This window comes from bacterium (assembly GCA_035454885.1).
Classification (GTDB): Bacteria; UBA10199; UBA10199; order JACPAL01.
Map to the genome: position 1 here is coordinate 1 of DATIGE010000075.1, position 20,053 is coordinate 20,053.

Below are 20,053 nucleotides of genomic sequence, written 5' to 3' on the forward strand. Positions count from 1 at the left end.
ATCGAGAGACTGACTTCATCGATCTTCTTCTCCGATCCGGTTTCAATCCTTCTTGCCGGAAGCCTCATGGAACCTCGACCCATAAGTTTATGGATAACATGCCCTTAGTATCGTAGAATACCTCGAAAATCGCACGGAGGAGCCATGCCGGCCGACGAAAGCAATCCGGAACATACGGTCATCACGCGCGTGGACGATCTCTCCTTGCCGGACGAAAAATACGCCCACCTGGTCTTCCTGGCCGGTCCCCAGATGGGCCAGATGCACCTGCTCAAGGAGGGACGCGTCGTGCTCGGGCGCTCCGCCGACGCCGACATCCCCATCGCCGACCTGGGAATCTCGCGCCGCCATTGCCAAATCGACTACTCGGACGGGGTCACCGTCATCAAGGACCTGGGAAGCACCAACGGGACCTTCGTGAACGGCCACCGCATCCAGGAACGGCAGCTCGGCGACGGCGACAAGGTCCAGCTCTCCACCTCGACCATCTTCAAATACACCTACCAGGGACGGGCCGAAAACGTCTTCCATCAGGAAATCTACAAGATGGCGACGACGGACGCCCTCACGGGGGCCTATAACAAGAGATACTTCGAGGAACGGGTGCGCGAGGAGTTCAGCTTCGCGCTGAGAAACAACGTCCCGCTGTCCCTCGTCCTTTTCGACCTCGACCACTTCAAGAGGGTCAACGACGAGCACGGGCACCCGGCCGGCGACCACGTCCTGAAACACGTCGGAGGGATCGCACGCTCCATCGTGCGCCAGGAGGATATCCTGGCGCGCTACGGCGGCGAGGAATTCGTCATTCTTCTGAAGGGCTCGAACGTCCAGGGCGCCGTCTCGGTCGCCGAGCGCCTGAGAAAGGCGGTGGAGGCGGCTCCCGTCGTCTTCGAGGGGCGGACGATCGGCGTCACGGTGAGCGTGGGAATCGCCGTACTCGCCGGGCAGAACTTCGCGGACTGGTCGAATATGCTCAAGTGTGCGGACGAACTCCTCTACCAATCCAAGAGATCCGGCCGAAACCGCGTGAGTTTCGTGAATTAAGAACGAGATTTCTTGCTTCTCCCCCGTTGACGCGCTACGGCTTGCGCCCCTTGCCAGGGGTGGCGCGATTTGCCGCCGTTTGATAAAATGAATGGAGATCATGAAAATCAATGACGCAGGACGGAAACTCGACTGGACCAACATCCTCTTTCTCTTCCTTTCCCCCGTGGTCGCGGTCGGAGGCACCCTCTGGTACGCGCTCCACTTCGGCGTTCAATGGCCGGATCTCGCGATTTTCTTCGTCTTTTACGTCCTGACGGCGGGCATGGGGATCTCGGCCGGTTATCACCGTCATTTCGCGCACCGGAGCTACGAGTGCCATTGGGCGCTCGAACTCTTCTACCTCGTCTGCGGGGCGGCCTCCCTTCAGAACTCGGCGCTCCGGTGGTCACGCGACCATCGCGTCCATCATCAACACATCGATCAGGACGAGGACCCGTACAACATCCAAAAAGGCGTCTTTCACGCCCACATGGGTTGGATCTTTTTTAAGAGCCCCAAGGACGACGATTTCAGCAACGTCCCTGACCTGACCCGGAACAGGCTCGTCGTCTGGCAGGACCGCTACTATCTGCCCATCGCCATCGCCTTCGGATTCGTACTGCCGACCCTGATCGGGTGGGCCTTCGGCCGTCCCCTGGCGGGGCTTCTTTGGGGAGGCTTCGTCAGGGTGGTGGTCGTCCATCACCTGACGTTCTTCATCAATTCATTGGCGCACAAGGTCGGCAAACGCCCTTTCACCGAGGCCTTTTCGGCGCGTGATTCGTGGTGGCTCGCCTTCCTCACCTACGGCGAGGGGTATCATAATTTTCACCACCGTTTCGCCTCGGACTACCGGAACGGCTACCGCTGGTATCATTGGGACCCGACCAAGTGGTGGGTCACTCTCATGAGTTGGGCCGGCGTGGTGGGACGTGTCACTCGATACCGGAAGGAAATGCTCCTGAAGGCGCGCATCGAGACCGAGTTCGAGCGCGTGCGCCGTCGCATGGCGGCGTCCCCGACCCGCTTTCAAGACCGGCTCGAAAAAAGGCTGCAGATCGCGCGAAGCGCCGTGGAGGCCGCCGCCGCCCGCTGGGAAAAGGCCAAGATTCGGTATCAAGAAATGGCCGCCGAAGGTTCTCAGAGGGCCCGGGAGCTGTGGAAACTCAAGATTCGGGAGTACCGGTTTCAACTCGAGGCCTCCCAGGCCAAATGGGCCGTGCTCATCCTGGTGATCGAACGCCTCTCCCATCACCGGCCGGGTTAAAAAAATTTCCCCCATTTCCGGATTCTTCGGGTAAGGTAAAGGCCTCACTCGGGTTCACACCGCTTCTTCAATCAGGTAGAAAGCAAAGAAAACCCAAACATAACGGAAGGATAGAAGGCATTGATCATGACCACCGCATCGCACGAAACGACGTTTGACACGCTCAAACTCCACCCCAACCTGCTGAAAGGCATCCACCACATGGGCTTTTTGAAGCCGACGCCCATCCAGGCCCAGGCGATCCCCGCCATTCTGGAGGGCCGCGACGTCATCGGGCTCGCCCAGACGGGCACCGGCAAGACGGCCGCCTTCGTCCTGCCCATCCTCCACAAGCTGCTTCAGGTCCCGGGGCGGAAGGCCCCCCGCGCCCTCATCATCGCGCCGACACGGGAACTGGCCCTGCAATCGATGGAACACTTGAAGTCCCTTTCTCGTTTTGTCCACCTCAAGGGCACGGCCATCTTCGGCGGCGTCTCGTTCCAGCCCCAGATCTCCGCGATTCAAAACGGCCTGGACGTGCTCTCGGCCACGCCGGGGCGCCTGCTGGACCACGTCGAGGCGGGCCGGCTCAAACTCTCCGAGGTGGAGATGTTCGTTTTGGACGAGGTGGATCAGATGCTGGACATGGGATTCCTCCCGGCGATCCAGAAGATCCTCAGGCTCTTGCCGCCCAAGAGACAAAACCTCGTCTTTTCCGCGACGCTCTCCGCGGAGATGTCGGCTCTGGCGCACAAGATCCTCGCCAACCCGGTCACGGTCCAGGTCGGGCAGCGTTCGTCGGTCGCGGCCGGGATCCGGCACGCGGTCTATCCCGTCCCGAGGCACCTGAAGACCGAACTCTTGGTGGAAATCCTGCGCGGCCAGGGCATGACGTCCGTCCTCATCTTCACGCGCACCAAGCGGAACGCGGACCGTCTGGGCCACAAACTTGAGAAAAAGGGCTTTACCGTCTCCGTCATTCACGGCGACCGCAACCAAAACCAGCGCCTGCGGGCCTTGGACGAGTTCCGCCGGGGAAGAAGCCAGATCATGGTGGCCACCGACGTCGCCGCGCGCGGCATCGACGTCGACGACATCTCGCACGTCGTCAACCTGGACGTCCCGGAGACGCCGGAAACCTACGTCCACCGGATCGGCCGAACCGCCCGAGGGGACGCCACCGGCGACGCGTTCACGTTGGTGGACCGCGACGAGGAACCTCTCATCCGGGACATCGAGAGAATCCTGAAACATGCGCTCCCGCGCGTGACCCTGCCTGACTTTGATTACAAGAAGCCGAAGGAGGAAGGACCTGCGCATCACGCCCCCCAACGCGGCCATCGACCCCCGCAGGGTAGGCCCGGGGGCCGTTTCGGCGGCCATTTCCACCGGCCGGGAAACCGAAGGTAGGTCAGTAAGACACCTGACAGTAGCTGGGGACCCAGCTCTTGGCGAGAAGATCGGGTGAGACGCCGTTGTAGTCGAAGGCCAGCCCGTCTTCGACCATCCGGTCGACGTCGAAGAGCAGCTTCGATTCCGGGATGTCGTTGAAGAACACCCGATAGAGCGGCTTGACCAACCATTTGGCCACGCGGATGCCGAGAGGCCCGATAAAATTCCGCCTCTGGCCGATATGCGCCAGCTCGTCGACCATGATTTCGTGGAGCAAGGCGCGGATGCGGTCGCGGGCCTCGGGCTCGTCGGCGAAGACCTCGTCCAGAAGGCGGTCCACGTGCTGGTAGAAGGTGATGCCCATGAGCTCCGTCACGAAGGCCGGGGCGGCCATGAGGGATTCCGGCAGGTGGGGAAAGATGCGGTAGATCCTCTGCATCCATTTGCCGGGCGGCACCCACTCCACTTCGTCCAGCTGCATCGTGCGGAACATCTCGTGAAAGAGGCGGACGTGGCAGAACTCCTCGCAGAGATGGTATCGGCTGATCTTGTCGGTCGTCGTTTTCGACTCCGCCAGGGAAGGGATGGCGTCCCAGGCCCCCGAAATTCCCACCCACTCGTGCCGCGCGAACTTGTAAATGCAGGTCAGGAGGAGCGTCTTGCGGTCGAGGGTCTTCGGGTCATCCTGCATGTGGACGTAATTCCGGTAGAAAACCTCCGGACGGTCCAACGGGCGCCGGGACCGGACGGGATTTTCCCGGTAGCTTCGGATCAGGTCCTTCTTCTTGAGCAGGTCCCGCTCGCTCTCCACGATGTCGCCGTCGTGGGCCTGCGTGTAGCTCCAGTAATTTTCAAAGTTCCTTTTCCGCTCTTCCGCGGTGCTGGGGGTGAAAATCGAGAGATAGTTTCTTGTCATCAAAAGATGATGGCAGGATGCCGCCCGCAAATACAGGGAAATTAGGGTCTGGAACCCATTTTCGTTGCCGCGGTGTGGCGAACCGGGCCGGTGCGGTAGCTGCCGAAGACCCAATCCCAGAGGGGCGTGGTGACGCCGAACTGTTCGGCTTCATGGCGAAAATGGTGTTGGAGGTGATAACGTCTCAGGTACTTCATTGCCCTCGAACGGGGATGGAAGCGGTGCGCCATGAAATGCACCCATTCGTAGAAGAGGTAGCCGACGAAGACGCCGTCCATGAGGAGGGCCGCCGTGGCAAGATTCCAGGAGAGGAGCGCGAAAACGAGATACACCACGGTCCCGAAGCCGAGGCTCGCAACGGGCGGGGCCACGATCAGGTCCGCGGTGTCGGCGCTCGCATGATGCGCCATGTGGAGCCCGGAGGCCAGCGTGCGCCACGGCTCCTTCACGTCGGTCCAGTGAAAGATGAAACGGTGGAGGCCGTACTCGATCAGGGTCCAGGCGAAGACGCCGATCGCGACCAGGCCCACGGCGTCGATGAAAGACCTTGGATGGGCCCAAAGAGACAGGTAAGCGATAAGGACCCCGAGGGGGACGTACAGGGCCATCGCCATCCAGGGATTGCGGAAACGACGGACAAGGCTTGAAGTAACCATATGGTTACAATATAAAGAATCAATTCATGAAGGTCAAACAGAAAAGTAACCTTTCGGTTACAATAAAAAGAAACCCTGAGAAAACAAAGGGCTCCATCCTTGAGGTGGCCACGAACCTCTTCGCCCAGCATGGCTTTCACGGGACGGGACTGAACGACATCTGCAGAAAGGCCCGGGCCAACAAGCGCATGATCTACCATTATTTTGGCAACAAGGAGGGTCTCTATCTGGCCGTCCACCGTCGGGGTTGGGAGCAGTTGGCGTCCTGGTTCGCCCAGGAGCTCACCCGGAACGGAACGCCGGCGACGCCGCTGGACCCCGCCAACCTGCTCCTCGAGGCGATCCGGATCTTCCACGACTTCGTCGCGACGAACCAAATCTTCGTCCGGCTGATCATGTGGGACGGCTTGGAAGGCGGGACGGCCTCACGGGCGCTCTGGAAGGACATCCGGGGGCCGATCTACCGCCAGATCGAGACGCTGGTCCGCCAGGGCCAGGCCGCGGGCGCGGTCCCGAAGGACCTCGATCCGGGACATCTCATCATCTCGTTCATGGGGGCGATCGCGTTTTACTTCTCCCACGCGCACACGATGGTGGACATCTTCCACAAGGACACGCTGTCGGGGGAGGCGGTGGACGAGAGGAAGCAGCAGGTCTTGGCTCTGTTCAGGAAGTTGATGGGTTAAGCCTCTCCTCCCGCGTCTTTACCCTCACCCGCCCCAACAACCACGCGATCAGCCAGGGACAGAACCGTTGCAACGGGACGGCGACGTGCCCGAGCCCCGTCAGGATCCGTTCACGGCGGCGGCATTGGATCGCACGGACGATCTTCCGGGCCGCCTTCTCCGCGGGCATCTGAAGCCAGCCGGGGACCGGGTCTTTCGCGCCGTCCCTCACGCGACCCAGGTTGTCCGTGACGCGGATGTCCGACCGGATGAAGCCCGGGCTGATAAGCGTGACCGCCACGCCGTTCCGTCTCATCTCGGCGCGAAGCGAATCCGCCAGGGCCCTCACGGCGAACTTGCTCATGGCGTAGGCCCCGGTCGTCGGAGTCGCGACGTGGCCGCTCACGCTCCCGACGATCACAAACGATCCCCGCGACTTTTTCAGATCCTCGACGGTCGCATAAAACGTCCGGAGGACGCCGAAGACGTTCGTCTCGAACTGGCGGCGGAAATCGTCCAGGACCAGGTCCTGGACCAGGCCGTTCACGCCGAAGCCGGCGTTGGCCACGACGACGTCGATCCCGCCGAACTCCCTTCGCGCCACCTCGGCCGCGCGCTCGAGGTCCCCGTCCGAGGTCACGTCACCCGACACGGCGACGGCCGAGCCCCCGCCCGACCGGATCTCCTTGGCCAGCCGGTCGATCCGGTCCGCCCTCCGGGCGACCAAGACGAGCCGCGCGCCCCGCGCCGCATATTCCCGCGCGAGCGCCTCGCCGATACCGGACGAGGCCCCCGTGACGATCACAACCTGATTTTTTAGCGGACGCATGGCGCCTCCTCTGGTACAACACCGCGCGTGACCTCTCCCATCGCCGTCCCTCTCGCCGTCGTCTACGCGCTCACCGATGAAGTGAAACCGCTCCTCAAGGAATCATCGATCCGGACGAAAATCATCACCAAACCCGCCTTGATTCAATTCACATCTTTCCGAGGCGTGAACGTCGTCTTCTGCCGGACCGGTGTGGGGCTGTCCAACGCCCACGAGGCCGCGGAGCGCCTGTTCGAGCACGCGGCCCCGGCCCTCGTCCTTTCCGCCGGTTGCGCGGGCGCGGCGCATCCCGATCTCAAGGCCGGCGACCTCGTCCTTCCCAACGAAATCCGTTCCGAGGCGCCGACGGACCGGTTTTCCACCTCCGAGCGGGAGCGGTCGGAACTCGAGCGGCTCATCCGGGAAGAGGACCTGCCCTACCGCGCGGGCCCCTTGATGACGCTCTGGAAGATCGCGGGAAAAGGGGCCAAGGAAGAGGCGGGCTCGAAAGGCGCCGCCTGCGTGGACATGGAAACGGCGGCGGTGGCCGCGATCGCCGAGAAATCCGGCACTCCCTTCGTCTCGCTGCGCGCCATTTTTGATCCGCTGGAGGAGGAATTCCCGTCGAAGGAACCCTACGACGAAGAACACCCCGTGTCCTATCTCCTGAGAAACCCCAAGGTCCTTCTGAAGATTCCGCGCTACGTCAAAGCCAGCGCCCTGTGCCAAAAGAACCTCTTCACGGTGATCTCCCGCTTCATCGACTCCCGGTCGTCCGCCCGATGAACGCCTCCGCTTCCGTGACACGCCGCTGCCGCTCCGACGGAGACATCTTGAGGAGGGTCTTCACCATCACGCCCAGGCGGGGATTCCGGGAAAGCAGGTCCCGGTGGCGGGCGACGAAGCGCCAGTAGAGCGCCGTGAGCGTCTCGCACCAGGGCCCTTTGTGGAAATCGCTCATTTTCAGGAGATAGTTCGCGCCCGCAAAATACGGCTTGGTGGTCATGAGGCCTCCGTCCGCGTATTGGCTCATGCCATAGAGGTTGGGGACCATGATCCAGTCGTAGGCGTCCACGAACATCTCCATGAACCACCGGTACGCCTCGTCCGGATGGACGTCCGAAAGAAGCATGGCGTTTCCCAAGACCATCAGCCGTTCGATGTGATGCGCATAGCCCGTCTCGGCCACCCGGCGGATCACCCGGTCGACGGGGTCGACGCCCAAGGTCCCGTCGTACCAGGCGGAAGTCAGCGCCCGGTCGTTCTCCAAAAAGTTCGACGTCCGCTGCTGGACCCCTTCGCGGACGTAGACGACCCGGATGAACTCCCTCCAGCCGATGATCTGGCGGATGAAGCCCTCCAGAGAGGCCAAGGGCGTATCCGCCTCGCGGGCGAAGGCGAGCGTCCTCTGAAGGATTTCGTCGGGATTCACGAGACCAGCATTCAAGGCCGGCGAGAGGAGGGAATGAAAAAGGGTCCCCTCCTTCTCCGAAATGGAATCCTCGTAGGGCCCGAACTTTTCGAGCCGCCGTTCCAGGAAATCCTCGAACGCGGCGCGGGCCTCGTCGGAGCTGGTGGGGTAGACGAAACCATCGGTCGATCCCAAATTTCCCGGAAAGCGCTCGCCGACGTAGGCCGAGGCCTCTCGAACATAGGGATTGTCTCCAAACCTTTTCGGGGAAGGGACGGCAAGATCTCTCGGAATTCGTTTCGGGTTCTCCGCATCGAAACTCCACCGCCCGCCAACGGGTCCGCCGCCGATGTCCATGAGAACGCCCAGGCGTTTCCGTTGAAAGATGTAGAACTTGGCCATCATGTAGGCGCGCGTCTTGCCGAAGAACGCGTCCGCCGTCTTCAGATCGGTCAGGAAATTGGGCGTGGCATGCCAGACAACCTGAAGGCCCGTCTTTTCTGAAAACGTCCGGATCCTTTTTTCGAGCAGGAAATCCGTCGGTTCGGCGATGTGGACCCTTCTCACTCCGGTTTTTTCCAAATGCCGGAACAGATCGCCCGGCCCCCGGATTTGATGATATTCGATGTAATCGCAGGGAGCGCCCCGTTTTTCCAAGACTTCGGCCGCGTAGCGCTTCATCGACGCGCGGTGCAGCACGAGCTTTTTCTTGTGGAAGCTGAGCGGGTAATTCCGGTCTCCGAAAAAAAGGGGATCCTCGACCAGGAACGCGCGCCGCCCCGCCATGACCGCCGGGTGGCGGTCATGGAGCTGGTGGGGAAAGATGAGCGCGGCTTCCACTCGGAGCTTTATGCCACGGCGGAGACATGCGGGCAATCCGGATGGTGGCGGCCCTCGCGATCCGCCGGTTTACAATCGCCGCAACGCGGCGCCGGGATAGGCCCGATCGGTCGTCTCGACGAACGTTTCGATCCGATCCCAAAGGATCTTGAGCCCCAACCCCATCGTGAGGGCGGCGTTTCCCGGCTCCCGGCGGCTCAGATAAAGCCGGAAAAGGCCTTGATCGGCGCCTTTCTCGTAATAGACCCGGTAAGGGTAATCCGGATCGATGGCGGAAACGCCTTGCGCGGGGGTGGGCGCTTCCTGGTCGACGGCGCCCTTCGGCGCCGGAGACCGGCTCAAATTGGGATTCCAGCGGGTCATGAGCGGCTCGCGGGAATTGAGTACCAAGGCCTGTCCCGAGACCACACGGAGGCGCTCGAAGTTGGGAACCTGGAACAGCATCATCAATTGGTGTTCGAACAGGCCGACGGCGCGGGAATCGCGTCCGAACTCCCGCCACATTTCGGCATGCGAAAAGACCATTTCCTTGATCTCCCGAAGGGGCTCCGCCTCGTTCCGCGTCCGGCGCATTTTTTGGGAAATAAGGCGTCGGCCGCCGCCGTCCGGCCAGTATTCCTTTCGAAACTCCACGAGATCGGTCCATGGGTCCTCGCTCAGATCGAAAAACAACGAATATCGGGGCCGGGAGAGCCTGAAGCGATCGTCGCCGTCCCACCGCATTCGCCACAGGGTGTCGGGAATGGGCTTGTCACCGGAATCCCCGAGGAACCGCCGCGCCTCTTCGAGCACCGGCCGGATCCCGGAGACGAAGGCCTGTTGATTTTCGGACGTCAGCGTGGCCGAACGCCATCCGCTCTGCGGCGACCCGAAGGGGACCCTCGGAAAACCCAAGGGATTGAAGCCGAAACAACTCACGAATCCCGAGAGGGACGCGTTCCCGCCCGTGAAAAGCGCGTTCAAACATCGCCTCCGATGAAATTCATCGCCGTTCCGACGCTAAAGTAGGAGCAATCCGGGTGGTGAAAGACCAACGCCGACACGCTCGCCTCGGGTTCCATCATCATGCCTTCCGTGAGCCGGATCCCGATGTCCTCGGGATGGATCAGCTTCCAGAGGCCGGCCTGGTCGTCCAGATTGGGGCACGCCGGGTAGCCGAAGCTGTAGCGCTTGCCGCGATACTTTGCCGTCAGCCTCTCCTGCATCGTCATCGCCTGTGGATCGGGGAATCCCCAGTCCTCCCGGATGCGCCGGTGCAGCCACTCGGCGCAGCCTTCGGCGGTTTCGAGCGCCAGCGCCTGCAGGGCGTGGGACTTGAGGTACTCGCCCGACGCCTTGTACGCCTCCGATCGCTCGCGCACGCCCTGCCCCGCGCCGACGACGAAGAGCACAATGTGGTCCCTCTTTGCGGCGCTGGGCGGAAGGACGTAATCGGCGAGGCACAAGCCGTCTTCCTTCCTTTGCCGCGGAAATCGGAAGACGTGGATCGGACTCTTCCCCCCGGGGGCGAAGAGCCGGATCTCATTCCCGGACCCCTCCGCCTCGAAGAACTGCCAGACGGCTTTCACTTTCAAAAACTTCGCCGCCTCCGCCTTCACCTCTTCCACGCGCTCGTTGAGTTCGATCGCTTTGGGGTCGCGGTCCGCGAGGGCCTTCTCGAAGTTCCCCTTGAAGCCCAGATGTTTTGAATAGAGCATCTGCGGGTTGACGTAGGACCAGATCTCCTTCAACTGCGGGACGTCCCGGACCTTGCGGTCCAGGTAGGGCGCGGGCGGGATCGGGACGCCGAGCCCCACCTTGCCGCTGCGGGTCTCCGTCTCCGGAGACAATTCGTGTTCGGACGCCCGCAACGCCTCCGCGCCGATCGCCGACTTCACCCCCTCCAACAGGATTTTCCGCGACTCGTCGTTGCCGAGTTGATTGGCGAGCGAGAGCCCTGTCATGGCGTCCTTGGCGTAGAGCACCAGTTGGTCGTACGAAGGAGCGATCTTCGACCGCGTGAACTTGTCCGACAGCGCCGCCCCGCCGACCAGGAGAGGGACCTGAATCCCCGCGGCCTTCAGATCCCCCGCCGTCACCACCATCTGCTGGGCGGATTTCACCAAGAGCCCCGACAATCCGATCATGTCCGGCTTATGCGCGTGATACGCCTTGATCAGCTCCTCGGGAGGGACCTTGATGCCGAGATTGATCACCTCGTAACCGTTGTTCTTGAGGATGATCTCGACTAGGTTCTTCCCGATGTCGTGGACGTCGCCCTTGACGGTGGCGAGCAGGATCTTCCCCTTGGCCGCCGTCTCCGACTTTTCCATGAACTGCTCGAGATGCGCGACGGCCGCCTTCATCGCCTCGGCGGACTGCAGCACCTCCGCCACGATGAGCTCGTTCGCATTGAAGAGCCGCCCCACCTCCGCCATGCCGGCCATGAGCGGGCCGTTGATGATGTCCAGGGGCTTGGCCTCTTTCCGTTTCAATTCGAGGTCCGGGATCAGGCCGTCCTTGGTGCCCTGAATGATGTACTGGGCGAGACGCTCGTCCAGCGGCAGGTCCCGCGCCGCCTTCTTCTCCTTCTTGATGTGCTTGCGATAAAATTCGGTGATCGCCGCGATGTTCGCCTGGTTGATCGCCGCCCTCTGCTCGGCACTCTGCTTTCTCCAGTCGGGCGAGGTCACAGCGCCCCTCCCATCGAAATTAAACAGCAAATTCTCAGCCAGCTTCCTTTCTTCTTCCGGGATCGACGCGAACCGCTCCAGCTTCTCCGCGTTCACGATGGCCAGATCGAGGCCTGCCTTGGTGCAGTGATAGAGAAAGACGGAATTCACGACTTCGCGCGCCGCCGGCGGCAGCCCGAACGAGATGTTGGAGATGCCCAGGATCGTCTTGACGTGCGGGATCTTCCCCTTGATCAACCGGATGCCTTCGATTGTCTCGACCGCGCCTCCAATGTAGTTGGCGTCTCCCGTGGCCGTCGGAAAGACAAGCGGATCGATGACGATGTCCTCGGCGCGGAGTCCGAATTTTCCCGTCAGGAGCCCGATCGACCGCTCCGCGACGGCGAGCTTGCGCTCCCGCGTGAACGCCTGGGCCTGGACGGGGTCCTCGTCGATGCAGCCGACGACCACGGCCGCCCCGTACTTATGGACGAGAGGACAGATTTTCTCGAACTTCTCCTCCCCGTCCTCCAGGTTGATGGAATTGATGATCGCCTTCCCCTGGCTGTACGTGAGCGCCTTCTCGACGGCCCTCGGGTCCGTCGTGTCGATCATGAGCGGGGCTTTGATCTTGCGGATCAGTTTTTCGTAAAAGGGATCGATGTCCGGCAACTCGTCCCGATCGGTCGACTGGAGGCAGACGTCGATGACGTGCGCCCCGTTGCGCACCTGGCGGCGAGCGATCTCCGTCGCTTCCTCCCATTTTTCGGCGTTCACCAGGTCCTTGAAGAGGCGCGATCCGATGACGTTGGTGCGTTCGCCGACGACCAAGGGACGGTTGTCGTCCGTCGCCTCCACGACTTCGATGCCGGAATAGAAAGATCGCCGGGTCCGGGTTTGGCGCGCCAAACCCCTGCGGTCAGGGCGCGGCCTCTTCCCCTCCGCCATCTGCGCGATCGCAGCGATGTGCCTCTCCGTCGTCCCGCAACAGCCGCCGACGATGTTGAGCCAGCCGTTGTCGGCGAAGCGTTCCAGCTGCCTCGCCAACGAATCCGGCGTCTCCAGATACAAACCCTCTTCGTCCGGCAAGCCGGCGTTCGGGTAACAGGACACCGCCGTTTCCGCGAGCTCGTGGATCGTCCGGATGTGATCGGTCATGAATTCGGGACCGGTGGCGCAATTCAGCCCGACGGCGAGCAGGGGCAAATGGGCGAGCGAAACCACCAGCGCGTCCGCCGCCTGGCCGGCGAGCATCGTGCCCATCGGCTCGATCGTGCCGGAGACGACGATCGGACGCGTCGTGCCCAATTCGTCAAAAGCCTTCCGGACTCCGATCACCGCCGCCTTGATGTTGCGCGTGTCCTGCGAGGTCTCGATCAAGAGGATGTCGGAGCCGCCCTCGACGAGGCCCAGGGCCTGAACGCGGAAGTTCTCGATGAGCTGATCGAAGGTCACACCGCCGGTGACCGTGATCGACTTGGTCGTGGGCCCCATTGACCCGGCCACGAACCTCGGCTTTTTGGTCGTGGAGAACTCCTTCGCGGCCCGGACGGCGAGCTCCGCGGCCTTCCGGTTGATCTCGTGCGCCTTGTCCGACAGTCCGTATTCGCCCAGGACGAGCGGTGTCGCTCCAAAGGTATTGGTCTCCGCGATGTCGGCGCCCGCGTGGAAGTACTTCCGATGAACCTCCAAGATGACGTCAGGCCGGACGAGGACGAGGTTCTCGTTACAGCCCTCCAAGTCCGGTCCGCCGAAGTCGGCGGCGGTGAGGTTCTTTTGTTGGAGCATGGTACCCATGGCGCCATCCAGGACCAGAAGGCGCTGCGCCATTAACTCCCTGATCTCATTCGTTTTATCCGTTTCCATGGCTTACGACCCCAACTTTGACGCTCTGCGTAAAGAGTACGCAACTTTTCGGTCTCAGAATCGATGAATCGGCGCGATGTCGCAAGCAATCTTCTCGAGCCTATTTGTCTGCGGACTATCTTCCAATTCCTCCCTCGAGCGCTATCTGGCCCTCTCCGCCCTCCGGGACCTGACCGGAATCCGGGAGGGGTTGAGCGACCTGCACGGCGCCGCGACCCGGGGGATCCGGATGATGGTGGACGGAATGGCCCCGGTGGCCGATCCAAGTCTCATCCGCCACGTGAGCGAAAGGGAGGGCGACCTGGCCCCCCTGCTGATGGAATCCCGCGGGCGTTCCATCGTCGACGACTACCGACGGTTTCGCGCCCTCACGCATTCCTCGGGGCCGACCACCTCCACCTGGGCGCCGCGACTCTTCGTCTCCGGGCAGGAAGTCATTGCGAAGACCCTCGAGTTACCCGCAGGGACCAACTCCGTTTCCTCGTTTCTGGAGGATCTGAAGTCCCTTCCCGCCGACCTCGCCGGTGGATGGCCTTCCATCAATTTCTTCGAAGACTGCCAAGCCCTTCTCCTGGGCGATACGGTAAGCAATTTGAGACACGCCCGCAGCTACCTGGCGGAAATGGGAAGCGAATTTTTCGGCCAACCGATCCTCCTGGAGGACCTGCTCGCCGGATTCATTTGCGATTTGCCCGATTACCGTCTGGCTGCACTGGATATCGAGTTTGTCCGCCGCGGCCACATGGACATTCGGGGGACCATCCAGACGGCTGCCGGAGACCGGAACGTCGTCCGTTTTCGAAGATCGATTCCGATTCGCCCCCGCGACGGTCAATCCTGGATCGCGCGCAGCTACGGGATCGCGGTTGCGGAGGGCTCCCTTCAGGGAAAAGGGATCGGGCGGCGCCTGACCCAGCGGTTTCTGGCCTTTCTTCAACGACTGGGCGTCGATGCCCTGGAATTTCCCGCGGCTCACGCCGGTGCCTTGGTTTTTCCCCGTTTGGGCTTTGATTTCGCGGGACCCGAAGCGCGAAATCGGGTCAAGATCCAGTTTCGAGAGTTTCTCAGGAAGAACGCCCCCCATCGGGATTCGATGGACGACGACAATTGGGCCCGGGTCGAACACGCATGGGACATCGCTCTCTTCCGTCTCGGGAACAAACACCCTTCAGGCCGCGACTTTCTCATTGAGCTCGGCCGGGGCGGCAACCGGTTCGAATTCCCGGTCCGCTTCTGGACACGCCCTGACTACGAGGGATGGGGTTTGCTTTTCGCCGAGAGAACCCCTCCCGAATGGAACCACCTCGCACCCGAAACGAGACGCGTGCTCTTTGATTATCTCCGGACTCACGATCAGCTCCCCGCCCTCCTTAACTCGTTCCAAGATCACGTCGCGAACCTCCATGAGGCCCTTGGCAACTGGATCTTCCCCGTCGGCTTCTATCTCAAGAACCGCAGGGATCATAACCATCTTCACATGCTCTCCCCCGAAGAGGTCCAGGAGTTCCACGAGCAATTCGTCCACACGGCCCACCTCATCGCCTGGCTAGCCGCCGGCGATACGCGAGACACCCCACTGGGCCGCGCCTTTTGGAAGACCGTGAGCGGACCGGCGTGGGACCTGATGCCGCAGATCGTTGAGGCCGCCAAGGAGATGCTGGATCTTTCGATCAGGCTTCCCGAATCCCCCGCTCAGGGGATTTGAAGCACAATTTTCCCGAACACATCGCGCGAAAGCATCTTTTCATGAGCCGCCCGGGCCCGCTCCAGCGGGAACGTCGAATCGACGACGGGCCTGAGGCTGCCGGTTTCCACGAGCTTCAGGATTTGGAGGAGTTCGCCGCGGCCACCCATGAAGCTTCCATGGAATGTGAGGTGACGGAGGTAGGCCTGCCGGAGGACGATCGTCGCCGTATCGCCCGTGGTCGCGCCGCAGAAAACCAGGCGCCCCTCCTTGGCAAGCGAGTCGACGCTTTCGGCAAAAACTTCTCCTCCGATATGTTCAAAGACCACGTCGACGCCCCGCCCCTGGGTGAGCTCCATCACCGCCTTCGAAAAATTCGGCTCCTTCGCGTAGTTGATTCCATCGTCTGCGCCCAAGGACTTGGCTTTGGAGAGTTTGGCGTCCGTCGAGGCCGTCGTGATCACGCGCGAGCCCAGATATTTCGCGATCTGGATCGCCGCGCTCCCGATGCCGCTGCCGGCGGCGTGGATGAGGACGGTCTCGCCGGCTTGGAGCTTCGCCCGCGTCACCAGCATGTGCCAGGCCGTGAGAAATACGAGGGGCACGGCCGCCCACTCGACGGGGGTCAGTTTTTTCGAGACGGGGATCACGTCCCGTGAATCCACGGCTATCTTCTCCGCATAACCGCCCTGCCTCTGAAATCCGAGGAGTTGATAATGGTCGCAGAGGCTCTCCTTGCCCGCGAGACAGGCCTCGCACACGCGGCAACCCGCGCCCGGGGCGACGACGGCGAGATCGCCCGTTCCGGTGACCCCGCAGACGTCGGAGCCCAAGACGTGCGGCATCGGAATCCGCGCACCCGGGATCCCCTGCCGGACCCAAACATCAAGATGATTCAGCGCGCAGGCCTTGATGGAGAGAACGACCTCGTTCGGCCGCGGACTCGGATCCGGCGACTCCGCCGTCTCCAAGACCTCCGGCCCGCCATGCCGCCTGAAAATCGCCGCCTTCATGGGCGACACTTACCCCGTCGACACCGAGTTTGGGAAGTCCCTCATCAGGGACAGACACCCGTCACCGGGTTCATGCCGGGACAGGGACACATCCCCGGGACCGGCGGGTTCGGGATGTGGCAGGTGCTGCACCAGTCGGCGCCGCTCCCGGGGAATTCGACGGTGAAGGGATTGCAGACCTTCGGAGACCGGTTGTGATCCGGGGAATGGCAGTCATGGCACCGGTCGGGATTCCCGGAGGGGAATCCGGCCAGCCTGGCGCGCAGGTAGTTCTTGCCGTGTCCCGCGGCCGGCCTCCAACTGGGGACCGAATGGGAGACGACGCCGGTCGTGTGGCATCGGGAACACCTCTTGGCCTCCTTGGCCACGCCGCTGATTCCCAGCAAGTCCGCGCCGTGGCAAATCTTGCACATGTTCGTATCGCCCGAATGCGCCTCCTTGTAGGACTCAAGAACGGAATACCAACCGTGATTGTATTTCCATGAGTGCGGCGTGCTGGGAGGGACGCCGGCCCTGTAGATCCAGCTGTCGGGGGACAGGCTGAGCCTCACATGCGGGTAGGCCTCGTGACACGAGCTGCAGGCGTCCGCGTTCAATCCGGCCCCGGCGAGTCCGAGGGGTTCCAGTCCCGTTCCGAAGTTCGGATGGCAGGCCGTGCACGGGCTGGTGAGCCCCGTCGCGCCGGCGAGGAACGATGGCGTATGCTGCCCTCCGATCGGCGTCGCCGTCGGGAGATCGACCCAATTGGCGTACTTGACGTGCGGATAGCCGGGATGGCAGCTCATGCAGTTCTTGCCGTTCAAGAACTTGCCGTAATCCCCGCCATGGCAGTTCGAACAGCGGTTCGGGGTATCGACGAAACCGCCCTGCTTTTGCTCCACGAACTTGCGCCCGTGGAGGAACATGCGGTCCACGCTTGTCGTCCAGGTACACGACCAGCAATCCGTCTCGTCGTCTGGGTTGCAGCAAGTCCCCGAGCCCGTCGTCGTTTCCACTTCCTTGGCCACCCACTCCGGTGAATGGGGAAACTCGGTATGACAACTCTTGCAGGAGACGCCGGAGGTCCCGCCCAGGAGGTCGGTCCCGTGGCAGGCCTTGCACGCCTCCCGCTCGACCGGCGTGTCGGCCTTGGGCCCGTGGGCCGTCGTCGCCCACCCCGCAATGACGGAATGGGGATAATCGGCATGGCAGCTAAAGCAACTGACCCCGGAGTGGCCACCCTGCAGGTCCGCGCCGTGGCAGACTTTGCAGGACGTCAGATCCCCACTCAGAGTCGTCTTGACATGGACACCGTGACCCGTCCCCGCGCTCCAGCCGGCGGCGTCATGCGGATAGGTCGCATGACAGCTCTTGCAGGAGACGCCGCTCGTTCCCCCGAGGAGGTCGGTCCCGTGACAGGTCTTGCACGCCTCGCGTTCCGCCGGCGTGTCCGACTTGGAACCGTGACCGAGCCCGGACCAACCGGGGATGACCGAGTGGGGGTAGTCGGGGTGGCAAGTAAAGCAGCTGACACCGGAGTGGCCGCCGCTCAGGTCGGCTCCGTGACAGAGCTGGCAGGTCGTCAGAACGCCGCTCAAGGTCGTCTTGACGTAGCTCCCATGGCCGGTCCCCGCGCTCCAGCCGGCGGCGTCATGCGGATAGGTCGCATGACAACTCTTGCAGGAGACACCGCTCGTTCCCCCGAGGAGATCGGTCCCGTGGCAGGTCTTGCAGGCCTCGCGTTCGGCCGGCGTGTCCGACTGGGAACCGTGCCCCGTTCCGGACCAGCCCGGGATGACGGAATGGGGATAGTTCGCGTGGCACGTGTTGCAGCTGACCCCGGAGGTGCCCCCCTTCAGGTCGCTTCCGTGGCAGGCCTTGCATGCCGTGAGGTCCCCGCCGAGGGTCGTCTCGACGTAGGCGCCGTGACCGGTCCCGGTCTCCCAGTCCGCGGCGTCATGCGGGTAGCTCGCGTGGCAGCTCTTGCAACTGACGTGCGAGATTCCGCCCAGGTAGTCGTTGCCGTGACAGACCTTGCAGCTGGTGAGGTTCCCGCCGAGCGCGGCCTTGATGTAGACGCCGTGCCCGGTCTCCGTCTCCCATCCCGCGGCGTCATGCGGGTAGCTCGCGTGGCAGCTCTTGCAGCTGACGTGCGAGATCCCGCCCCGATAGTCGTTTCCGTGACAGATCTTGCATGACGAGGCATCGCCCGAGAGCGGCGGGTTCATGACGTACTGGCCGTGGCCCGCGTAGGTGTCCCAATTGGTGACGCCAAGATCCGCCGATTCGTGACGGAGATAGCTCGGGTGGCACTGCTGGCAGGACTGATAGCCGGGCATCGCGAAATTGAGGCCGGCTCCGTGGCAATCCTTGCAAACGGAGATATTTGCCAGCGCGACGGGACCGTGGACGAGACCGGACGGCCAGCCCGGAGCGTGCGGGTAGCTGGCGTGACAGGACGTGCAGCTGGGGCCGTTGGTGATCGCGGATGGGACGAGGCCGACCCCGTGACAACGCGACGTGGCGCACGAGGCGCTGGTGTGCGCCACGACATAATTTCCATGTTCCTGCGACTGCCCGGGAGGGCGCAGCCATCCTGGCTGCACATGGGGATAGGTCGCATGGCAGGAGAAGCAGGACGGATTGGACCGGGCCCCTCCCTTGTAATCCGTTCCGTGACAGAGCTGGCACTCCGGTCTTTTGGAGGACGGAAGCGTGTATTGCCCGTGTCCTCCGTAGGTCCCCCAGGCGATGGAGGAGAACTTGTTGTGCGGATACGTGGGATGGCAGGAGAAACAATTCTTGCCGTCGGCCTTGACCTTCTTGAGATCCGCCCCGTGGCAGATCTGGCAAGGAACCGTGCTGCCCGAGTAGTCCGACTGGACCTTCTCTCCGTGCCCGCCCGCGTAGGGCAGCCAGCTGCTTGGCAAGGGATGGGGGTAATCGTCGTGGCAGGAGAAACAGTTCTTGCCGTCCAAAGGCGCGGACAGATCCGCGCCGTGACAGGCCTGGCAGGCGGACGTCCCCACGGCCAGCACGGTCGAGCCGTGCTGATCCTCCCATCCGTCTGGATGGGGATACAGATCGTGACAGGAGCCGCAGGCGACGCCCGAGAGACCGCCCTTCAGATCCGTACCATGGCATTGGCTGGCGCAGGCGTCGGAGCCGGCGGCGATGGCGACGCTCCCGTGCTGGTCCGGTTTCTCCCAATCGGCATCGTGGGGATAGAGCGCGTGGCACTGGTAACAGGAGACGCCGCTCTCGCCTCCCTGGAGATCCGCCCCGTGGCACGGTTGGCAGCGCGTCTTCCCCGACCCCTTGGCCTCGACACCGTGCTGGGCGGCCTGTGCCCATGCCGGCGGGTGCGGATAGGTGGTATGGCAGAGATCGCACGAGACGCCTGAGAGCCCTCCCTGAAGGTCGGCCCCGTGGCAGAGGGTCGCGCACGCGCCTTGGCCGTTGTTCCGCACCTCATCCCCGTGTTTCCCCTCTCCGACCCAACCGTCCTCATGGGGAAACATGGGATGACAGGTAAAACAGGCGGTCCGGCTTTCCTCCCCTCCCGGATCGGCCATGTGGCACTTCAGACAGACGGCGGGATCGAACTGGACGGCCCAGGCCCCGTGGGAGGCAGGATTGTCCCACCCTGCGGGATGCGGATAGCCCCCGCTCTCATCGGGCGAGATGTCGCTGGGTTCGCGATTTTCGAGACCCGGGCCCCTCAGGTCGGAGGGACACGCCTCCAGAAAAAGAAGGGCCGTCGCGACGAAGAGGCATCGCAGGACGACGGCCATTCTTGGATGACGATAACTCATGGGACCAGGCCACAACGGTTATCGGGACCGAATCGGGAATGTTGTGCTGTTCCAGGTCAGGTCTGTCGCGGTCGGACGGGCCTTG

General features: G+C 62.7%; 14 protein-coding genes. 6 read left to right on the forward strand and 8 right to left on the reverse strand.

What is annotated here, in order from left to right; genetic code table 11:
* The first annotated feature begins 144 nt into the window (after nt 1–144).
* From VLJ37_12320 to VLJ37_12330, 3 genes are all read left to right on the forward strand, one after another.
* On the forward strand, nt 145–1,044 hold the full coding sequence (locus VLJ37_12320) for a GGDEF domain-containing protein (GenBank protein HSA60456.1): 900 nt from the start codon (nt 145–147) through the stop codon (nt 1,042–1,044).
* A gap of 100 nt (nt 1,045–1,144) precedes the next feature.
* A complete protein-coding gene (locus tag VLJ37_12325; GenBank protein HSA60457.1) occupies nt 1,145–2,293 on the forward strand; it encodes a fatty acid desaturase in 1,149 nt (382 codons plus the stop codon).
* A gap of 126 nt (nt 2,294–2,419) precedes the next feature.
* A complete protein-coding gene (locus tag VLJ37_12330; GenBank protein HSA60458.1) occupies nt 2,420–3,682 on the forward strand; it encodes a DEAD/DEAH box helicase in 1,263 nt (420 codons plus the stop codon).
* Nucleotide 3,683: 1 nt separating this feature from the next.
* On the opposite strand, the gene VLJ37_12335 is transcribed toward VLJ37_12330, so the two are convergent.
* Complete coding sequence (locus VLJ37_12335) at nt 3,684–4,580, reverse strand: hypothetical protein (GenBank protein ID HSA60459.1); 897 nt, start codon at nt 4,578–4,580, stop codon at nt 3,684–3,686.
* 41 nt (nt 4,581–4,621) lie between these two features.
* Nucleotides 4,622–5,236, reverse strand: coding sequence for a sterol desaturase family protein (locus tag VLJ37_12340; GenBank protein HSA60460.1), 615 nt, complete (start codon nt 5,234–5,236; stop codon nt 4,622–4,624).
* 104 nt (nt 5,237–5,340) lie between these two features.
* Between VLJ37_12340 and VLJ37_12345 the strand changes: the two genes are divergently transcribed.
* A complete protein-coding gene (locus tag VLJ37_12345) occupies nt 5,341–5,922 on the forward strand; it encodes a TetR/AcrR family transcriptional regulator (GenBank protein ID HSA60461.1) in 582 nt (193 codons plus the stop codon).
* Here the strand turns inward: VLJ37_12345 and VLJ37_12350 are convergent.
* Entirely contained in the window at nt 5,903–6,730 is an 828-nt protein-coding gene (locus VLJ37_12350) for an SDR family NAD(P)-dependent oxidoreductase (GenBank protein ID HSA60462.1), read from the reverse strand. The genes VLJ37_12345 and VLJ37_12350 overlap by 20 nt on opposite strands.
* Nucleotides 6,731–6,757: 27 nt before the next feature.
* On the opposite strand from VLJ37_12350, the gene VLJ37_12355 reads away from it, so the two are divergent.
* Entirely contained in the window at nt 6,758–7,495 is a 738-nt protein-coding gene (locus VLJ37_12355) for a hypothetical protein (protein ID HSA60463.1), read from the forward strand.
* Here VLJ37_12355 and VLJ37_12360 read toward each other — a convergent pair.
* The 3 genes from VLJ37_12360 to metH all read right to left on the reverse strand — a co-directional run bounded on the left by VLJ37_12360 (nt 7,467) and on the right by metH (nt 13,441).
* Complete coding sequence (locus VLJ37_12360) at nt 7,467–8,960, reverse strand: cryptochrome/photolyase family protein (protein HSA60464.1); 1,494 nt, start codon at nt 8,958–8,960, stop codon at nt 7,467–7,469. The genes VLJ37_12355 and VLJ37_12360 overlap by 29 nt on opposite strands.
* Nucleotides 8,961–9,029: 69 nt before the next feature.
* On the reverse strand, nt 9,030–9,923 hold the full coding sequence (locus tag VLJ37_12365) for a hypothetical protein (GenBank protein HSA60465.1): 894 nt from the start codon (nt 9,921–9,923) through the stop codon (nt 9,030–9,032).
* Complete coding sequence (gene metH / locus VLJ37_12370) at nt 9,920–13,441, reverse strand: methionine synthase (protein HSA60466.1); 3,522 nt, start codon at nt 13,439–13,441, stop codon at nt 9,920–9,922. The genes VLJ37_12365 and metH overlap by 4 nt, the downstream gene beginning before the upstream one ends.
* Before the next feature lie 112 nt (nt 13,442–13,553).
* Here metH and VLJ37_12375 point away from each other — a divergent pair, with 112 nt between their 5' ends.
* Nucleotides 13,554–15,182, forward strand: coding sequence for a GNAT family N-acetyltransferase (locus VLJ37_12375; protein ID HSA60467.1), 1,629 nt, complete (start codon nt 13,554–13,556; stop codon nt 15,180–15,182).
* Here the strand turns inward: VLJ37_12375 and VLJ37_12380 are convergent.
* The gene (locus VLJ37_12380) at nt 15,170–16,174 is read right to left on the reverse strand and encodes a zinc-binding dehydrogenase (protein HSA60468.1); all 1,005 of its coding nucleotides are present in this window, start codon (nt 16,172–16,174) and stop codon (nt 15,170–15,172) included. The two genes, VLJ37_12375 and VLJ37_12380, sit on opposite strands and share 13 nt — an antisense overlap.
* A 44-nt stretch (nt 16,175–16,218) precedes the next feature.
* The gene (locus tag VLJ37_12385; protein HSA60469.1) at nt 16,219–19,947 is read right to left on the reverse strand and encodes a hypothetical protein; all 3,729 of its coding nucleotides are present in this window, start codon (nt 19,945–19,947) and stop codon (nt 16,219–16,221) included.
* Between the last annotated feature and the right edge of the window lie 106 nt (nt 19,948–20,053).